The organism is Thermococcus sp. 5-4 (genome assembly GCF_002197185.1).
Classification (GTDB): domain Archaea; phylum Methanobacteriota_B; class Thermococci; order Thermococcales; family Thermococcaceae; genus Thermococcus; species Thermococcus radiotolerans.
The window spans coordinates 1,321,163-1,339,191 of record NZ_CP021848.1 but is presented as its reverse complement, the minus strand read 5'-3'; the positions used below and the strand labels follow the sequence as shown (position 1 = coordinate 1,339,191).

The following is an 18,029-nucleotide window of genomic DNA, read 5'->3' as shown; positions in this document are numbered from 1 at the left end:
GGTATGGAGAGGGTCGTCATTGCCTTCCTCGTGCTCCTCATGGTGGTGGTTGCAGGCTGTATAGCTAGCGAGGAAACGCCGCCCACGGAAACCACGGGCGGTCCGCTCTCCGTTAATGCCCACCACTACGAGGTGAACGGTACACCCTTCGTCAACTTCACGGTTACGCTCAACGGCACCACCTTTGGCCCCTACGCCCTGGAGGGTAAGATTGCTGGAGACGTGCCGCTCCAGGAGGGCATCCTTCTCTACGCCGGCTATCCCGACGAGGCCTCCAAACCCACGGAGTTCCTGCTGGTGGGAAAGTCCGGTCGGGTCGTGTGGAGAAAGAGGTTCTGGGGCCCCACAGAGTTCTGGGCCTCAACGGAGGGTAAGGGAATATTCGTAAAGCAGGGGAGCCAGAAACCAAGGATCAACCCTGTTCTCTACTTGGTGGACATGGAAACCGGGAGGATCGTTCTTTCCCGTGAACTTCCGGGTGGGGGAAGGGTGGGCGACATCGTGCTCAGGGACGGGACGATTTACCTGGCGACGTCCACAGGATACGTTCACATGGTGGAGAATGACAAGCTCAGACTCGTCTACTTTGACTCCCTGAGCGGGGCTCGGGTAAGTGCTGAGCTCCACTTAGCCGCCACCGAGGAGTACGTGGCCGTCGCGTATCGCTTCACCAACGGGAGCGGTGAGAGGAAGGGCCTCTGCCTCTTTACCTCCAAACTGGAAAGGCTCGCGTGCAGGGAGCTGGAGAAGAGACCCAGTGGGGTCAAGATCGAGGGGAACACCGTTTACGTAATCAGTCCCACGGGAAGCGTTCCGTATCCAGTAGAGGCCCTCACGAGCACAGGCCAGAGGAAAGATAGCGACCAGAACTCCCCCACGGGAGATACCACGACATTTGCCTGTCTCCCATCGCTACGGATCTCGAAGAGAACCACCGAGGACACCGAGTACTACACCCACTTCACCCTCCAAACGGGGAACAGAACGGTTAACGTGACCCTCAAAGGACCCGACGGGAAGCGCATGTGCACCCCGGAAGGCGTTCTGGTGTACACGTACTACCCGGGCGAATCAACGGGAGGGGAGGGAGTGTTTTTCGACCACAACCTGAGCATCCTGTGGGAGCGGAAACTTCCGGCACTCCCGAGGGGATACCAGAACGGTAGCATCGTCCTCGTGCTCTCAGATGAGTACACCTCCCAGGGCTGCGTCTATCTCCTAGACCCCCTGAGCGGGGAGGAGAGGTTCAGCTTCTGCCCCGACGAGTACAAGTTCTACATCACGGACGTCAAGGTTGTGGGGGAAGAGGTCTACATCGCCGGGGCGAGCCTGTTCAGCGGGGATGCGTTCATCTACGCCCTGAGGGGAAACGAGACGAGAAAGGTCTTCGTGGCGAGCGCCGGGGAGCACCTCCTCGGCGTCAGGGTGCGCCTCAGAGTGAGCGACGAATACATAAGGGTGACCTACGGCCTCTCGGGATGGACGGGGGAAGCGGATGTTTTCGGGCACTGCATTTTCAGAAGGGACGACCTGTCGATGGTGGAATGCACGGGCTAAACCAGTCCAACCAGCGAGAAAGCCTTGAATATCACCAGGGAGATGACTATGGCCGTCAGCGGCGTGGCGACCCAGCCAAAGATTATGTCCCTGATGACCGACCTCTCAACGCCCTCCCCCGCGAGAAGGCCAACGCCAACGACGCCGCCGACTATGGACTGGCTCGAGCTCACGGGGAGGCCGAAGAAGTTCGCCAGGCTGACGGCTATTGCCGAGCCGAACTGGGCCGCGAAGGCCGAAATCGGGCCGAGGGCGGTTATCTTCTTTCCGACAGTGTGCATAACCGCGTAGCTGAAGGTGAGCGCGCCGATTGAAAGGGCGATGGCCCCGAAGATGCCGGCCACCTTGGGCTCCATGAAACCCGCACCGACGAGAGGACCAGAGGCGTTCGCAACCTCGTTCGTCCCGAAGTTGAATGCCATGTACGAGCCCCCGAGTATGGCGAGGGCCTTGTATAGGGTTTCAATCGTCGAGACGCTCTTGATTCTGGAGATGGCCCACGAATAGAACCTGAAGAGGATTATGGCCAGTATCCCCGAGAGTATGGGGGAGACGACCCAGGCGGAGGCTATCTTGAGGAGGGTGTACCAGTTGACGGGCGCGCTCGCCGCGAGGCCAACTCCAATGACACCGCCCACTATCGCCTGGGTTGTGGAAACCGGCAGGCCCTTAACGGTCGCTATCGTCACCCAGACACCCGCGGCCAGGAGGGCTATAACCGCCATCTCCATCGTCAAAAAGCCGCTGGGGACTATCCCCTCCCCGACGGTCTTCATGACCTTGTAGCCCCTCAGGTAGGCGCCCATGAGGACGAATATCGCTATCGTGAGCGTGGCCTGGCGGAAGCTGAGTATCCCTGCACCGACGGCGGTGCCCATTGCGTTGGCCGAATCGTTGGAGCCTATGTTCCAGGCTATGTAGAACGCCACCGCAATCGCCGCCAGGGCCAGGCCGTCCATGGACATCACCTATATAGTCTATATATCCCCGGTGGAGGCGAGGCTTAAAAGTTTTTGCCAAGATGTGAACGAACTTTTTTCGAGAAATGATGCCTTAATTAAGCCATTGACGACTGACAACGTTCATGCCTACCCAAAGACACCTGCCGAAGGTCGGTTAAGCCAATACCGAAACTTAAATAAATGCATTGGATGATTAAAGTTTGACAAACTTAAGGAGGCAGGAATGATGATAGAGATTCGTTTTCACGGTAGGGGTGGACAGGGCGCAGTTACCGCCGCCAACATACTAGCCTCAGCTGCTTTCCTTGAGGGCAAGTACGTCCAGGCGTTCCCGTTCTTCGGCGTTGAGAGGCGTGGAGCGCCGGTTACGGCATTCACCAGGATTGACGAGAAGCCGATAAGGATAAAGACCCAGATCTACGAGCCCGACATCGTCGTCGTTCTCGACCCGAGCCTTCTCGACACCGTTGACGTCACCGCCGGTCTCAAGGACGACGGCATAGTCATCGTCAACACCGAGAAGAGCAAGGAAGAGGTTCTCGAGAAGCTCAAGAAGAAGCCGGCGAAGCTCGCGCTCGTCGATGCAACCACCATAGCCCTCGACGTTCTCGGACTGCCCATCACCAACACCGCAATCCTCGGTGCGGTCTCAAAGGCCACCGGCGTCGTTACCCTCGAGCACGTCCAGAAGGCCATCCAGGACGTCTTCTCCGGAGCCCTTGGCGAGAAGAACGCCAAGGCCGCAGAGGAAGCCTTCAACAAGACCGTCATTTACGAACTCTGATTCTCTTTCCTTCATAATCCTTGACAAGGGGTGAAAAGCGTGAACACGTTGTTTGGTGAAAGGAAGGAAGGGGCAACCAAGATCGTCCTCAAATCCGTGGACGAGTATCCGGAGGCCCCCGTGACGTTGGGAACGACCCTCGTTAACTTCACCGGAGACTGGAGGACCTTCATACCGGTGATAGACGACGACAAGTGCGTCAAGTGCTACATCTGCTGGAAGTTCTGCCCGGAGCCGGCCATATTCATCCGCGAGGACGGCTACGTCGGCGTGGACTACGACTACTGTAAGGGTTGCGGAATCTGCGCGAACGAGTGCCCGACCAACGCGATAACAATGGAGAAGGAGGAGAAGTGAGATGGCCGAGTACAAGCCCATTAGGAAGGTTGTGAGCGGCAACTACGCCGCTGCTTACGCCGTTAAGCACGCCCGCGTTGAGGTCGTCGCGGCCTACCCGATCACTCCCCAGACGAGCATCATCGAGAAGATAGCCGAATTCCTGGCCAACGGCGAGATAGAGGGACTCGAGTACGTTCCCGTTGAAAGCGAGCACTCAGCCATGGCAGCCTGCATAGGTGCCAGCGCCACCGGCGCCAGGGCATTCACTGCAACCTCCGCCCAGGGTCTAGCACTCATGCACGAGATGCTCCACTGGGCCAGCGGAGCGAGGCTGCCGATAGTCATGGTCGACGTCAACCGTGCCATGGCTCCCCCCTGGAGCGTGTGGGACGACCAGACGGACAGCCTTGCCCAGCGCGACACCGGCTGGATGCAGTTCTACGCCGAGAACAACCAGGAGGTCTACGACGGCGTGCTGATGGCCTTCAAGATAGCCGAGACGGTCAACCTCCCGGCCATGGTCATAGAGAGCGCCTTCATACTGAGCCACACCTACGACGTCGTAGAGATGATTCCGCAGGAGCTGGTTGACGAGTTCCTCCCACCGAGGAAGCCGCTCTACACCCTCACCGACTTCGACAACCCGATAGCCGTCGGTGCCCTCGGAGGCCCCAACGACTACTACGAGTTCCGTTACAAGATACAGAAGGCCATGGAGGAGGCCGAGAAGGTCATCCACGAGGTCGGTAAGGAGTTCGGCGAGCGCTTTGGAAGGGACTACAGCCAGATGATAGAGCTTTACAAGACAGAGGACGCCGACTTCGTCTTCATGGGCATGGGTTCGCTCATGGGAACCGTCAAGCAGGCCGTCGATGTTCTCCGCGAGGAGGGCTACAAGGTCGGTGCCGCGAAGGTCCGCTGGTTCAGGCCCTTCCCGAAGAAAGAGCTCTACGAGCTGGCAAAGAGCGTTGATGGCATAGCCGTCCTCGACAGGAACTTCTCCTTCGGACAGGAGGGTATACTCTTCAACGAGGCCAAGGGAGCGCTCTACAACACCGACGCGAAGCCGCTCATCAAGAACTACATCGTTGGCCTTGGCGGAAGGGACTTCACGGTCGCCGACGTCAGGAAGATAGCCGAGAACATGAAGGCGATAATCGAGAAGGGAGAGCTTGATGTAGAGGTGGACTGGTACCACCTTAAGAGGTGAGAATGATGGAGATTCCAGAGAACGTTAAGAAGAGGTTGAGCATCCCCGCTGATGAGCACTTTTACGCCGGTCACACGGCCTGCCAGGGCTGTGGGGCCTCCCTCGGTATCCGCTACGTGCTGAAGGCGTACGGAAGGAAGACCATATTCACAATCCCGGCGTGCTGTTCGACCATCATCGCCGGTCCCTGGCCGTACACCGCCTTCGAGGCCAACCTGTTCCACACCGCCTTCGAGACCACCGGTGCCGTCATGGGCGGTATCGAGGCGGCACTCAAGGCCAAGGGATACAAGGTCAAGGGCGAGGACGGAATAATGGTCGTCGGCTGGGCCGGTGACGGTGGTACCGCGGACATCGGTCTCCAGGCACTTTCGGGCTTCCTTGAGAGGGGCCACGATGCCGTCTACATAATGTACGACAACGAGGCCTACATGAACACCGGAATCCAGAGGTCTGGTTCGACCCCGTACGGAGCCTGGACCACCAACACCCCCGGTGGAAAGAAGCACTTCCTCGAGAGGAGGCACAAGAAGAAGGTCATAGACATCGTCATCGCCCACGAGATACCCTACGCGGCAACCGCCAGCATAGCCTTCCCCGAGGACTTCATAAGGAAGCTCAAGAAGGCCCAGAAGACGCCCGGACCGAGCTTCATCCAGCTCTTCGCGCCGTGCCCGACCGGCTGGCGCTCACCGACCGACAAGAGCATCGAGCTCGCAAGGCTCGCCGTTCAGACGGCATACTTCCCGCTCTTCGAGTACGAGAACGGAAGGTACAAGATCAACATGCCCTCAACGAAGAAGGAGCCCAAGCCCATAGAGGAGTTCCTCAAGCTCCAGGGCAGGTTCAAGTACATGACCAAGGAGGACATAGAGATCCTCCAGCAGTGGGTCAACCACGAGTGGGAGAAGCTCAAGAAGCTCGCCGAGATCTTCGGCTGAGCTTTCCATCTTTAATTCCTCGCAAGGTTTAAGTTCCAATATGATAATTCACCTGAGGTGATAAACATGGCCGAGACTCCGTTTAAGGCCGAGATTGAGAGGGTTCAGAAGGAGTATAGCGAAAAGATGACCCCGGGAGCGATAGCCACTATTCCGGGGAGCAGCGTCATAAACAAGACGGGTTCCTGGCGTGTTTTTATGCCCGAGTTCTACAAGGACAAGTGCGTTAGGTGCTACCTGTGCTACATATACTGCCCGGAGCCGGCTATCTACCTCGACGAGGAGAACTACCCGGTCTTCGACTACGACTACTGTAAGGGTTGCGGAATCTGCGCGAACGAGTGCCCGACCGACGCCATCATAATGGTTAGGGAGACCAAGTGAGGTGGTGAAAGATGCCGATAAGAAAGGTTATGAAGGCCAACGAAGCCGCCGCCTGGGCGGCCAAGCTCGCCAAGCCGAAGGTCATAGCGGCTTTCCCGATTACACCGTCAACGCTCGTTCCAGAGAAGATTAGTGAGTTCGTCGCCGACGGAGAGCTCGACGCTGAGTTCATCAAGGTCGAGAGCGAGCACTCGGCGATTTCAGCCTGTGTCGGTGCCTCCGCGGCAGGTGTTAGAGTCTTCACCGCGACCGCCTCTCAGGGTCTCGCCCTGATGCACGAGATACTCTTCATTGCAGCAGGAATGCGCCTTCCGATAGTCATCGCCGTCGGAAACCGCTCCCTGAGCGCACCCATCAACATCTGGAACGACTGGCAGGACACCATCAGCGAGCGCGATACCGGCTGGATGCAGTTCTACGCCGAGAACAACCAAGAGGCGCTTGACCTCATTCTGATAGCCTACAAGGTCGCCGAGAACGAGAAGGTTCTCCTTCCGGCCATGGTTGGATTCGACGCCTTCATCCTGACCCACACCGTCGAACCGGTCGAGATACCCGACCAGGAGCTCGTTGACGACTTCCTCGGCGAGTACGAGCCGAAGTACGCATACCTCGACCCGGCCAGGCCGATAACCCAGGGTACCCTCGCCTTCCCGGCCCACTACATGGAGGCTAGATACACCGTCTGGGAGGCCAACGAGAACGCCAAGAAGGTCATCGATGAGGTTTTCGCCGAGTTCGAGAAGAAGTTTGGTAGAAAGTACCAGAAGATAGAGGAGTACAGGACGGACGACGCTGACATAATCTTCGTCACCATGGGTTCACTCGCCGGAACGGTCAAGGAGTACGTTGACCACCTCCGCGAGCAGGGCATCAAGGTCGGTGCCGCGAAGATGACCGTCTACAGGCCGTTCCCGATTGAGGAGGTTCGTGCCCTCGCCAAGAAGGCGAAGGTTCTCGCGCTCCTCGAGAAGAACATCACCTTCAGCGTCGGTGGAGCCCTCTTCCAGGACTTCAGCAGGGCGCTCATCAACGAGAGCGAGAAGCCGAAGATAGTTGACTTCATCCTCGGCCTTGGAGGCAGGGACGTCACCTTCAAGGACCTCGACGAGGCCCTGGCCATAGCCCAGAAGGCCTTGGCTGGAGAGGAGTTTGATGAGGTCAACTGGATCGGCCTGAGGAAGGAGATTCTGTGAGGTGATGAAGATGGCCGTTAGAAAACCCCCTATCACAACTCGCGAGTACTGGGCACCCGGTCACGCCGCCTGTGCCGGCTGTGGCTGTGCCACCGCTCTTAGACTCGCCACGAAGGCCTTCAGCGAGGCTATGGAGGAGAAGTACGGTGATCCAAACGCCTTCGCCATAGCCCAGGCGACCGGATGTATGGAGGTCGTCTCCGCCGTCTTCCCGTACACCGCCTGGAAGGCCCCGTGGATCCACGTCGCCTTCGAGAACGCGGCAGCCGCTGCAAGCGGTGTTGAAGCGGCTTGGAAGAAGCTCGGAAGGAAGGGCAAGATACTCGCCATAGGCGGTGACGGTGGTACTGCCGACATCGGTATGCAGGCCCTCTCAGGAATGCTCGAGCGCTGGCACAACGTCGTTTACCTCATGTACGACAACGAGGCCTATATGAACACTGGAATCCAGAGGTCAAGCTCAACCCCCTACGGTGCCTGGACCACCACAAGCCCGCCGGGCAAGTACTCCATCGGTGAGGACAAGCCCAAGAAGTGGGTCGCCCTCATCGCTGCTGCTCACCAGGTTCCGTACGTCGCAACCGCCAGCATAGGCAACCCCTTCGACTTCGTCAAGAAGATGAAGAAGGCCGCCAAGGTGGACGGTCCTGCCTTCGTCCAGGTCCAGTGTACGTGCCCGACCGGATGGAAGAGCCCGCTCGAGAAGGGCGTTGAGATAGCTCGCCTCGCCATCGAGACCGGCGTCTGGCCGCTCTTCGAGATCGAGAACGGCGACCTCTGGAACATCAAGATACAGTCCCCTGGAGGAGGCGCCAAGGTCAAGCGCGAGGGAGGTCGCGTAGTCGCCATAGAGTTCAAGAAACCCATCGAGGAGTACCTCAAGCTCCAGGGCAGGTTCAAGCACCTCTTCAAGCAGCCCGAGGCCATAGACGTCATGCGCGAGCAGATCAAGGCCATGTGGAAGGTCCTTGGTGTCGATGTCACCCTCCCGAAGCCGGAGGAGTGAACTCCCTTTTCTTTCCACTTTGATATTCCGATGCTCAGTCCACGGCATCCTTGAAGGCCAGCGCGAGGGCTCTAACGCAGTTTTTAATTTCCTCGCTCACCCCCATCCAGTCCCCGGGCTGACAGCCGAGGAGCAGGAAACGGGTCTCAGGGAGCAACTCGGCCAGGTGGTCAAGCGTCACCCTGAGCTGGAAGCGGAAGTCCTCGGGAACGTCCCCCATGGCCTCCCATGGGTCGGCAACGACAACTTTGCCGGGCTCGCCCCCGAATTCAAGGGGGACCGCAACTATCACCAGCTCCGGACGGAAGCGTATTATAGCCCCCGCCTGGCTCTCGGGAACGTCGTGGCAGTTGATTGGGAGGAAGTTCGGGTTTTCCACCGCCACGGAGAGGGCCTCTGCCAAATAGGCCCCGAATCCATAATCACCGCGTTTCTCGTTGCCCACACCGCAGAGAACTATCCTGCGTGCATTCCCAATTATCTCATCAACCTGCACGGTGGGACCTCCAAAAAGGTATCAGAGGAGAACGTAGCCGGAACTCACGCTCTCCCTAAGCTCCTCCTCGCTGAGCTCCCTCTGGTGTTCGGGGATGTTCTTGGCACGCCTCTCGTTGACGAGTTCAAGAACCATCTCCAACGGGCCGTACTGGATGGCCTCCGCTGGGCACATGAGGGCGCAGGCTGGCTCGAGACCCTCCTCGCGTCTGTCGGCACACATGTCGCACTTGGTTATCGCCCTGACCTTGAGGCTGTAGAAGGGAACGCCGTAGGGACACACCTGGAGACAGGCGAGACAGCCGATGCACCTGTTCTCGGCTATCCTCACCGCTCCATCCTCATCGCGGTAGATGGCGTTGGTCGGGCAAACCCTCACGCAGGGCGCGTCGTCGCAGTGCTTGCAGTTTATCGGGAGGTACTGCTTGTTCTCCGTTACGTAAATCCTGATGTGTGGGCTCCCATCGTGGATGAAGTCGCAGACGGTTTCACAGGTCTCGCAGCCGATGCACGTGAGGTAATCGAGGTAGAGGTACTTCCTCTCCATCAGGACTCACCCCTGAGCCACCTGTCGATTGAGACTGCCGCATAGAGGCCGTCTTTTATCGCCCTGCCGACCTTCGTCGGGCCGTTGACCACATCCCCGGCGGCAAAGATTCCCTCAACGCTCGTCATGTGCCTGGAATCAACGACGATTCTGCCCCTCCTGTCCGTTGCGATATAGGAGCCGTTAACCGGCGGGGTGGAGACCATGCCTATGGCAAAGACCAGGTAGTCCAGCTCGACTTGGAACTCCGAGCCCTCTATGGGTATCGGCCTCCTCCTTCCGGTCTCGTCGGGCTCACCGAGGCGAGTTCTGAGGAGTTCAATCGCCTTAACGCGGCCGTTCTCACCTATCACGCGCTTTGGAGTCACGAGCTCGAACCATTTGACTCCCCTGTTCCGGAGGATGTTTATCTCGTAGGCTCCGGCCGGGGCTTCCCTTATCGTCCTGCGGTAGAATATCTCGACCTCCGCACCGAGGCGGTTGCACTCGAAGGCTGTATCAACCGCCGTCAATCCCGCGCCGATTATACCGACCCTCCTGCCCCTCAAATCGGGAACCTTTTCCTTTGGAACGTAGCCGAGTTCGGCGCCTTTTATCCAGAAGAGGAGCTCCAGCGGCGAGAGTATGCCCTCCAGGTCGTCCCCGGGGATTCCAATCCTCCTGACGTTCCAGATTCCGGTGGCTATCAGAACCGCGTCGTAGTTCTCCCTGAGTTCACTGAGCTTAACAACCCTCTCGTAGAACTCGTCACCCTCATCCTCTCGTTCATCCTCCATGACCTTCGTCTTCGGGTAATAGGTTACCTCGAACTCCTCCTCAAGCTCCTTCGCACCGAGGCGAACCCTCTCGACGGGAATCCGGAACTCTGGAATGACGAAGAGCATCAACCCCCCGGGCTCGGGCATCTTGTCGTAGATGTCAACGTCGTGTCCCTTGCAGACGAGGTAGCCGGCCGCCGTAAGTCCCGCCGGCCCAGCGCCGACTATGGCCACCCTCTTTCCGGTACGCTGGGGCTTCTCTTTGCAGAGAAAGGAGAACTTGATACCCCTCATTTGGTGGTCCCCCCAAAGAACCTGAGGTACTCGCTCGGGAACTCCTTGACGCGGTCGTGCTTGCACCTGTCGCACATGAAGACGACCTCTGGATGGTCGTAGAACTTCTCCAGCTTGTGGTAGAGGAACTCCGCGGTTTTAACGGTGTAATCCAGCCTCTTGCCGCAGACCTGACAGTGGGCGTACTCGAACTCGAGGTCGAGCCTGTCGGGATGGCCCTGGATGGCCTTCGTCGGACATATGTCGTTGCACTCGTAGTTGCACTCCTTGCAGAGCTCGGGATGGAACGAGATGACCTTCTTACCGTCGTCTATGACGAATATCGCGTTGTGCGGGCACACCTGGGCACAGAGGGCACAGCCTATGCAGGCGTCGGCGTTGAGGTCTTCCTCCTTTTCCGGAGTTTCTGGAGTCTCGGCCAGCGGGGAAGCCGGGGCCTTCCCTTCCCTCCCGAATAATCCCCTGATGCGCTTGAACATTCTCCCACCTCAAAAGGGAATAAAAGAGGGAGCTCAGATGCCGAGCTCCTTCCTCTTCTTCATGATGTGCTCGTACATCAGCTTCGCTGCCTTGTACGGGTCGGGCTCCACTATGAAGGCCGCTCCAACGATGTCGTAGAGATCCTGCGTGAGGATCTTTACCACCTTCGGACCGCCGAGAACCGGCGGGACTATGCCGAGGTGCGTGGTGATTCCGCTGGCCACGAAGTAGGTTCCTATCGAGACCGCCTTCTCGGTCATGGCCTCGGGGGCGGAGCCCACCACCGGTAACGCCGAAATCGGAAGGTTGAGGTCCCTCGCTATGAGGTCAGCCAGAACCAGCATCCTCGTACAGTCAACGCACGAACCCATGTTGAGGGCGGGAGGAATGCCCCACTCCTTGGCGAACTCCCTCAGGCCGGGCCCGACATTCTCGGTGTCGGCGTACTCGGGCAGGAAGATGCCGTACTTCATCGCTGCAGTCGCCCAGCAGCCGGTTCCTATGAGGAGGACGTCCCTCTTCATCAGCTCGTTGGCTATCTTGATGTGGTTGTGATCCTGCTTTATCTTCGGGTTGTTGCAGCCGACCAAGCCGGCGACGCCCTTTATCTTGCCCTCGACTATCGCCTCCTCCAGGGGCTTGAGGGAGCCTCCGAAGTGCTTGAGTATCGCCTCGACACTGAAGCCAACGTAGCCGGCCATCTTCTCCTTCGGTATCTCGACCCTCTGCTTCGACCTGTTCGGGAAGTTCTCAACTGCAGTCTTGACTATCTCCTTGGCTATCTCATCCGCTCTCCTTTCGTCGAACTTGATGTGTATGGCTCCCGGGAACGTTGCCAGCGGGCTGGTGTCTATTATCTTGGTGTGGAAGCATCTCGCAACGTCAACCGTTGCGGGCATTATACACTGCACGTCAACGACCATGGCCTCGACGGCACCGGTAACTATGGCCATCTCCTGCTGAAGGAAGTTGCCGGCTATGGGTATGCCGTGCCTCATGAGAACCTCAAGACCGGTACAGCACATTCCGACGACGTTTATGCCCTTGGCACCGAGTTTCTCGGCGAGCTCGAGCAGCTCGGGGTCCTGTGCCGCCTCGACTATCTTCTCGGAGAGAACCGGCTCGTGGCCGTGGACGACTATGTTGACGTAGTCCTCCTTGAGGACCCCGAGGTTGGCCTCGGCCTTTATGACCTGCGGCGTGCCGAAGAGCACATCCTGAAGTTCGGTCGCTATGAGCGAACCTCCCCAGGCATCGCCGAGGGACGTCTTCAGACCGTGGAGGAGTATGCTCACCGGGTCGTGGTCGGTTCCTATGTGGGTCCTGTGGAGACTCTCCACTATCTCCCTGTCTATCCCCCTCGGCAGGATGCCGTTCTCGAACCAGGGCATGCCGGCCTTTTCGGCGGCCTTCTCGAATATCTCGTAGGTCTTGGGGTTGAGGTAGGCCTTGAGAAATGCCAGAGCCTCCTCATCCTGCTTTCCGAAATCGTGGAGCGCCACTTCGGCAACTTCCTTGGCGAGCTCTCTGACGGTCTTGCCCTCCGTCTCGATTCCGAGCCTCTCCGCAACGGCCTTGAGCTTCTCCACGTCCCTGACCTGATACGGCAGAGTGCTCGACGCCATGTTGTCGAGTTCAAGGACGGGCTTTCCTTCCTTCTTGAACTTCTCGGCCATCTCGGCCGCTATGAGAAGGGTCAGAGCCACGTGCCGCCCGTGGTCACTGTGGGCGGCTGCACCGGCCGCTATCATCCTGAGAAGGTTCCTGGCAACTATGGTGTCAGCATCAGCACCGCAGACGCCCCTTCTCGGCTCGCCCCCGAAGGGGTTGATCCTGCACGGTCCCATCATACAGTTCCTGCAGCAGACTCCAAGGAGGCCGTAGCCGCACTGCGGCTGCTGCTTCTCGAGCCTCTCCCAAACGGTCTCGATGCCCATCTCCTGGGCCCGTTCGTACATCTGCTGGGTGGTACTATCGATGGAGACTTCCTTATACTTCTTCATTTCGACTCCCCCTCATTAATACGAATAATTTCGGCGTACATGGACCTGAAAAGGTCCCAACCGTTGTATTCCTCCTCATACGTGCCTTCTTTCAGCTTGATTATCTTCTCGGCCGTTTCCTTCCTGACGTTGGAGACTATCTCGTCCATGGTGCCGAACTGAAGCGCCCCGGTCTTGCACGCCTCAACGCACGCGGGAGGCCGGCCCTCGGCCCTTCTGTCGGGACACAGGTCGCACTTGAACATCACGCCGTTGAGGGCTTCGAACTCGGGGATACCGAACGGACAGACGATGGCACACATCTTGCAGCCGATGCACTTCTCGGGGGTTATCATAACCGCGCCGTCTTCGTCGTGATAGAGCGCGCCGGTGGGGCATACCTCAACACACGGAGCGCCATCGCAGTGCCGACAGTTCATGGGTACGTTGTAGGCCCCCATGGGGAGAATGTGTATCCTCGGCAGGGGCAGCGGGTCCTCAAAGATCGCTGAGAAGAGGTCCTTGCTCTGGGAGTGTTCCACTGCACACGCTATCTCACACTGCCGACAGCCAATGCACTTCGCTGGATTTATGAAAATAGTAGGCTTTGAATCGATGGGCATAGGAAATCACCGTTGTTCTTTTTGACGTATGCTTTATAAATTCCTTTCCGTTTTAACATGCAACCAGGAGATAGTCTTTAAAATTGTAACAGAAATTGTTAAAAAATGCAACAATGCAATGAATCAGGGCCGGATACGCCCTCCCGCGAGATAACTACCCAAAAGTGTGAAACCAAAGGTTATACATTTCTGCCCATTAAAGGTCATTTACAAAAGGGTGTACATCAACTCCAGAAAAATGGCATCAAATACCCAAATTTGTGGAATCATTGGGTTCGTATATCGAACCTAAAAGCATTTATATCGCCGTATTTCAATCATTAGAGGTGCTCGATTATGACAAAACCCCTGAATCCCGAGGATGAGGAGAGGAGAAAAAAACTGTTTGAAATCGCCGATGAACTCAGGGAGCGGACGAAAAAGCAGACCCCCGAGGAAGGTTTTAGGGTCGTGATAACTGGCAAGGGCGGAGTTGGAAAAACCACGATGACGGCTATTCTCGCAAGGCTCCTGGCCAGGGACGGCTACCGCGTTCTGGCCGTTGATGAGGACCCCCAGATGAACCTCGCACACGCCCTCGGCGTTCCAAAGGAAGTGCGCGATAAGATAGTTCCCCTAAACAGAAACCTAGATTACATAGAGGAAAAAACGGGAGCGAGGCCGGGCACCAACTGGGGTCTGTACTTCTCACTCACCCCCGACGTCAGGGACGTCGTTGACCGCTTCGGCGTCGTCGGACCCGATGGCGTCATGCTCCTCGTCATGGGAAGCGTGGTTCAGGCCGCGGCCGGCTGTCTCTGCCCCGAAAATGCTCTCCTCGATGCCGTCATCAAGTACATCAACCTCAGGAAGGGCGAGATAATCCTGATGGACACGCAGGCCGGGCTGGAGCACTTTGGAAGGGCCCTCGCCAGGGGCTTCAAGCAGGCGGTTATACTCACGGAGCCAACCTACAACTCCGTTCAGGTGGCCGTCGATGCGGCGAAACTGGCGAGGCAGCTGGGCATAGACCACATCCACCTGGTGATCAACAAAGTGAAGAAGGAAGGCCACGTGGAAAAGGTCGAGAGAATCCTGAACGAGCTCGGCTTCAACGACTTCACGACGAAGACGGTGATCCCCTACGACGAGATGGTGGAGGAGTACGACCCGGAGATAGAGGCAATACTCGCCAATCCCGAGTCACCGACCTACATGAAAGCCCTGGAGCTGAAGGACATCCTCCTGAAGTACGCGGAGTAGTCAAAACGCTGCGCTTCCGGTTTCTTTCAACTTTCATCCCACGATCTGGATACCCACATATGTGTAACACTGTCGAAGTTTGGGACAAAACTTTTAAGCCCCTTAGGTCAACCTAAGCCGGAGGTGAATTGGATGACCATCAAAGCTCCCACACTCAACATAGGCGGACTGGGCGCTGATCCCCTCACCCAGAGGATAAACGAGAAGCAGGAGAAGTGGACGTACAAGATAGCCGTCCTGAGCGGTAAGGGTGGCGTTGGAAAGAGCACCGTGGCGGTCAACATCGCCGCCGCACTCGCAAAGAAGGGCTACTTCGTCGGAATACTCGACGCGGACATACACGGACCGAACGTCGCCAAGATGCTCGGCGTCGACAGGGCCGAGGTTCTGGCCGAGAAGATGGAAGACGGCAGGTTTGAGATGATACCTCCGATGAACGACTTCCTTGGCCAGACAACCCCGATCAAGGTCATGAGCATGGGGTTCCTCGTTCCGGACGACCAGCCGATAATCTGGCGCGGGGCCCTTGTCACGAAGGCAATCAAGCAGCTCCTCGGCGACGTCAAGTGGGGTTCGCTGGATTTCATGATAGTTGACTTCCCGCCCGGAACCGGCGACGAGATACTGACCGTCACCCAGACCCTCAAGCTCGATGCGGCGGTCATAGTGACCACCCCGCAGGAGGTCGCTCTGCTCGACACGGGCAAGGCCGTCAACATGATGAAGAAGATGGAGGTGCCCTACGTCGCGGTCGTCGAGAACATGAGCTACCTCATCTGCCCGCACTGCGGCAACGAGATAGACATCTTCGGCAAGGGTGGCGGAAAGAAGCTCGCCGAGAAGGAGGGGGTTGACTTCCTCGGAGAGATTCCGATAGACCTCAAGGCCAGAGAGGCCAGCGACGCGGGCATACCTATAGTCCTCTACGAGGACACCGTTGCGGCCAAGGCCTTCATGAAGATAGTTGACAAGCTCGTGGAGAAGCTCGAAGCGATGAAGGGCGAGAAGGAAGCCCCGGATGAATCCAAGGAGGAGTAATCTCCCAACGAATCCTTTCCTTCTTTATCGACTTCCGCTGCATTAACTTTTTAACCACTTCTGGGTATCTCACTGGGAGGGATACGATGAAACGGGCCCTCGTTCTGGTAACTCTAATCATCCTAACCGCCCTTCCACTGGTCTCCGCGGAGAGGTTAAGTTACTATCCTAGCCAGGATGCGTTTCAGGCGTTTCTAAACTCAAGCTCGTCCTACACGGTCTTGGCAGGTAACGATGAGTGGGCCAGGGGATGGGCGTACTACGTGGACGAGAGGCTCTACACGATAAAGCCCCACGGCAACGAAACGCTCGTTCTGGTGGGAAACGTCTACAACAACCCCGCGATGGCTGACGTCTGGAACCTCACGGGGCTTCCCGCCAACGCTTCCCTTCTCCCCTCCATCGTCGTCCTCAACGGCACCGTTCTCATAACCGGCTCCGAGGACAACATCTACATGACCGAGAGGGCCTTTGAAGGGCTTTGGAATCCCCCCCGAGGCTCGGTGGTGGCTTTTCTAGTACTCCTGTCCACCCTCATCCTGGCGTTCCTGCTCGCCCTGAGGCGCGACGACAGCCACGCAGGTAGCTTCTACATCCTAACCGTGTCACTCTTCATCCTCTGGTACCTGACCGCCCAAAGGCCCGTCCTGACGGAAGGATTCCTGCGCTACCTCCTCCAGGCGGTAACATTCGCCGTGGGCGGTTCTCCCGAGTCGCCCCTCAGCATGATAATGGGGTCCGTCTTCAGGTTCGTGCCACCGATCGAGGAGAACATAATCTTCGTCCACTGGATTCTTATCCTGCTGATAGCATCGTTCTCCTTCTACCTGGCACCCAAGAGGGCCCGTGAACTCGGCTTTATGATATTCGGGCTTACGTTCGTTGCCCCCATGTTCAGGGAGAACCTGTACCACATCAACGGCAGCGCCCTCGGACTGGCGGGCCTCGCGATAACCCTCGCCATCGTGAGCAACGTGACGTTCTCCCCCGAAAAGTGGAAGGCCCTGCTCCAGACCTTCGTTCTCTCGGCCTTCACACTGCTCACGATAGCCATAAACCCGTACCTGGTCTTCATACCAATAGCATTTGTCATCACGTTCCCGAAGAGGCACCTAAGAAACTACGCATACCTGCTGATAACCGGCGCCGGGATTCTCCTCATGTACCTCCAGTTCGGGGTTCCCGTTGGCCTTCCAAAGGGAATGGACCCGCACGGATGGGGGTACCTGGAGAGGTTCCTGTTCAACAGCGCCCTGGCCCTGGTGACGATGGCCTACGTGATGGCCGCGGGAGAAAGGGGAATAAAGATGAAGGGTCAGACGGCGTTTCTGCTCCTGATGACGATTCTGTACCTTCCGGCGTCGTTGTTCGTGCCCTCGCTGTTTCCATACTGCTTCGTCCTTATCTCAGCCCTGACCGTGAGACTGGTGCACGGGCTCACTCCCGGAACTTGACGGCCCCGATGAGGGTCCCCCTGAGGTGCGGACCGATTTCCTTGATTATTCCGGGGGCCTGGGTCCCCTTCTTGAGTATCAGGAGGGTCTCCATGAGACCCAGCTCCTCTATGCGCTTCACGTCCCTTCCGTGGCCCGTTTTGATGAGGGCTTTTTCAACGTTCTCGCTCACGGTGCCGGCTATGAAGAGCTTGTCGTAGCCGTCGCTTATCCAGCCCTCTATGCGCTTCAGCTGGGCGTCGCTGAAGGCCAGCTCAACCTCCCTAGCACCGAACTCCACCTCGGTCACGGTTACCTCGATGGGCAGGTTGTCCACCCATCCGAAGTCCCTTATCATCTGCCTGACGGGCATTTCACCGAAGGTCTCTTTGAGGTAGTACAGGGGGAGCAGCGCGTCCTTGGGCCTCGGCGTGAAGATTCCGATGTCCACGTAGGCCCCGTAGCCGACCTTACCGAGGTCCACGAAGCGACCGCGGTAGGTCTCTCCCTCTTTAACCGCGCTCAGCTTGTAGGGAACCTCGCCGAACTCCTCGCGGACGAGGTTCGCGCTTATCTCCTCATCCTCCCCGTTCAGGGAAACCTTAATCCAGTTCTTCTTGACCGCCGAAAGTTTCCATTCGACTTCTAAATCTCCAAGGAGGGCCTTCAGCTTCTTGTCGAGCTTAAGAAAACCACTCCTATCCCCGTAAACCTTCTCAAGAATAACTACTTCCTGCATACTCACCATCCCCGAAGTT

The 18,029-nt window shown here is 57.7% G+C and carries 19 protein-coding genes; 11 read left to right on the top strand and 8 right to left on the bottom strand.

Annotated elements, in window-relative coordinates:
* Nucleotides 1-3 precede the first annotated feature (3 nt).
* Nucleotides 4-1,557 carry a hypothetical protein gene (locus CDI07_RS07410; protein WP_088181013.1) on the top strand — a complete coding sequence of 518 codons (1,554 nt, stop codon included), beginning with the start codon at nucleotides 4-6 and terminating at the stop codon, nucleotides 1,555-1,557.
* On the opposite strand, the gene CDI07_RS07405 is transcribed toward CDI07_RS07410, so the two are convergent.
* Nucleotides 1,554-2,516 carry an inorganic phosphate transporter gene (locus CDI07_RS07405; protein WP_088181012.1) on the bottom strand — a complete coding sequence of 321 codons (963 nt, stop codon included), beginning with the start codon at nucleotides 2,514-2,516 and terminating at the stop codon, nucleotides 1,554-1,556. The two genes, CDI07_RS07410 and CDI07_RS07405, sit on opposite strands and share 4 nt — an antisense overlap.
* A 229-nt stretch (nucleotides 2,517-2,745) precedes the next feature.
* Between CDI07_RS07405 and CDI07_RS07400 the strand changes: the two genes are divergently transcribed.
* The 7 genes from CDI07_RS07400 to porB all read left to right on the top strand — a co-directional run bounded on the left by CDI07_RS07400 (nucleotide 2,746) and on the right by porB (nucleotide 8,379).
* The gene (locus CDI07_RS07400; RefSeq protein WP_088181563.1) at nucleotides 2,746-3,303 is read left to right on the top strand and encodes a pyruvate/ketoisovalerate ferredoxin oxidoreductase subunit gamma; all 558 of its coding nucleotides are present in this window, start codon (nucleotides 2,746-2,748) and stop codon (nucleotides 3,301-3,303) included.
* Between the two features lie 39 nt (nucleotides 3,304-3,342).
* Nucleotides 3,343-3,660, top strand: a complete 318-nt coding sequence (locus CDI07_RS07395; protein ID WP_088181011.1) for a 3-methyl-2-oxobutanoate dehydrogenase subunit delta — start codon at nucleotides 3,343-3,345, stop codon at nucleotides 3,658-3,660.
* 1 nt (nucleotide 3,661) lies between these two features.
* Nucleotides 3,662-4,852, top strand: coding sequence for a pyruvate ferredoxin oxidoreductase (porA, locus tag CDI07_RS07390; RefSeq protein WP_088181010.1), 1,191 nt, complete (start codon nucleotides 3,662-3,664; stop codon nucleotides 4,850-4,852).
* Between the two features lie 5 nt (nucleotides 4,853-4,857).
* Nucleotides 4,858-5,793, top strand: coding sequence for a 3-methyl-2-oxobutanoate dehydrogenase subunit beta (locus CDI07_RS07385; protein WP_088181009.1), 936 nt, complete (start codon nucleotides 4,858-4,860; stop codon nucleotides 5,791-5,793).
* A 66-nt stretch (nucleotides 5,794-5,859) separates the two neighbouring features.
* Nucleotides 5,860-6,177: a pyruvate synthase subunit PorD gene (gene porD, locus CDI07_RS07380; RefSeq protein ID WP_088181008.1), complete on the top strand. Its 318-nt coding sequence runs from the start codon at nucleotides 5,860-5,862 to the stop codon at nucleotides 6,175-6,177.
* Nucleotides 6,178-6,188: 11 nt separating this feature from the next.
* On the top strand, nucleotides 6,189-7,373 hold the full coding sequence (gene porA, locus CDI07_RS07375) for a pyruvate synthase subunit PorA (RefSeq protein WP_088181007.1): 1,185 nt from the start codon (nucleotides 6,189-6,191) through the stop codon (nucleotides 7,371-7,373).
* 10 nt (nucleotides 7,374-7,383) lie between these two features.
* Nucleotides 7,384-8,379 (top strand): pyruvate synthase subunit PorB, encoded by a 996-nt coding sequence (gene porB, locus CDI07_RS07370; protein WP_088181006.1) that lies wholly within the window; start codon nucleotides 7,384-7,386, stop codon nucleotides 8,377-8,379.
* 34 nt (nucleotides 8,380-8,413) lie between these two features.
* Here the strand turns inward: porB and CDI07_RS07365 are convergent, their stop codons facing one another.
* The 6 genes from CDI07_RS07365 to CDI07_RS07340 are packed head-to-tail and all read right to left on the bottom strand — an operon-like array spanning nucleotide 8,414 to nucleotide 13,558.
* A complete protein-coding gene (locus CDI07_RS07365; protein ID WP_088181005.1) occupies nucleotides 8,414-8,875 on the bottom strand; it encodes a hydrogenase maturation protease in 462 nt (153 codons plus the stop codon).
* A 21-nt stretch (nucleotides 8,876-8,896) separates the two neighbouring features.
* Entirely contained in the window at nucleotides 8,897-9,421 is a 525-nt protein-coding gene (locus CDI07_RS07360) for a 4Fe-4S dicluster domain-containing protein (RefSeq protein WP_088181004.1), read from the bottom strand.
* Nucleotides 9,421-10,473 (bottom strand): FAD-dependent oxidoreductase, encoded by a 1,053-nt coding sequence (locus CDI07_RS07355; RefSeq protein ID WP_088181003.1) that lies wholly within the window; start codon nucleotides 10,471-10,473, stop codon nucleotides 9,421-9,423. The genes CDI07_RS07360 and CDI07_RS07355 overlap by 1 nt, the downstream gene beginning before the upstream one ends.
* Entirely contained in the window at nucleotides 10,470-10,952 is a 483-nt protein-coding gene (locus tag CDI07_RS07350) for a 4Fe-4S dicluster domain-containing protein (RefSeq protein WP_088181002.1), read from the bottom strand. The genes CDI07_RS07355 and CDI07_RS07350 overlap by 4 nt, the downstream gene beginning before the upstream one ends.
* Before the next feature lie 33 nt (nucleotides 10,953-10,985).
* The gene (gene cooS / locus CDI07_RS07345; RefSeq protein ID WP_088181001.1) at nucleotides 10,986-12,956 is read right to left on the bottom strand and encodes an anaerobic carbon-monoxide dehydrogenase catalytic subunit; all 1,971 of its coding nucleotides are present in this window, start codon (nucleotides 12,954-12,956) and stop codon (nucleotides 10,986-10,988) included.
* Complete coding sequence (locus CDI07_RS07340; protein WP_088181000.1) at nucleotides 12,953-13,558, bottom strand: 4Fe-4S dicluster domain-containing protein; 606 nt, start codon at nucleotides 13,556-13,558, stop codon at nucleotides 12,953-12,955. Before CDI07_RS07340 ends, cooS begins: the two co-directional genes overlap by 4 nt.
* 336 nt (nucleotides 13,559-13,894) lie before the next feature.
* On the opposite strand from CDI07_RS07340, the gene CDI07_RS07335 reads away from it, so the two are divergent.
* From CDI07_RS07335 to CDI07_RS07325, 3 genes are all read left to right on the top strand, one after another.
* Nucleotides 13,895-14,800, top strand: coding sequence for an AAA family ATPase (locus CDI07_RS07335; protein WP_088180999.1), 906 nt, complete (start codon nucleotides 13,895-13,897; stop codon nucleotides 14,798-14,800).
* A 132-nt stretch (nucleotides 14,801-14,932) separates the two neighbouring features.
* Nucleotides 14,933-15,838, top strand: coding sequence for an Mrp/NBP35 family ATP-binding protein (locus CDI07_RS07330; protein WP_088180998.1), 906 nt, complete (start codon nucleotides 14,933-14,935; stop codon nucleotides 15,836-15,838).
* Nucleotides 15,839-15,924: 86 nt separating this feature from the next.
* Nucleotides 15,925-17,292 (top strand): hypothetical protein, encoded by a 1,368-nt coding sequence (locus tag CDI07_RS07325; RefSeq protein WP_088180997.1) that lies wholly within the window; start codon nucleotides 15,925-15,927, stop codon nucleotides 17,290-17,292.
* Here the strand turns inward: CDI07_RS07325 and CDI07_RS07320 are convergent.
* Entirely contained in the window at nucleotides 17,276-18,010 is a 735-nt protein-coding gene (locus tag CDI07_RS07320; RefSeq protein WP_088180996.1) for a DUF2110 family protein, read from the bottom strand. The genes CDI07_RS07325 and CDI07_RS07320 overlap by 17 nt on opposite strands.
* Between the last annotated feature and the right edge of the window lie 19 nt (nucleotides 18,011-18,029).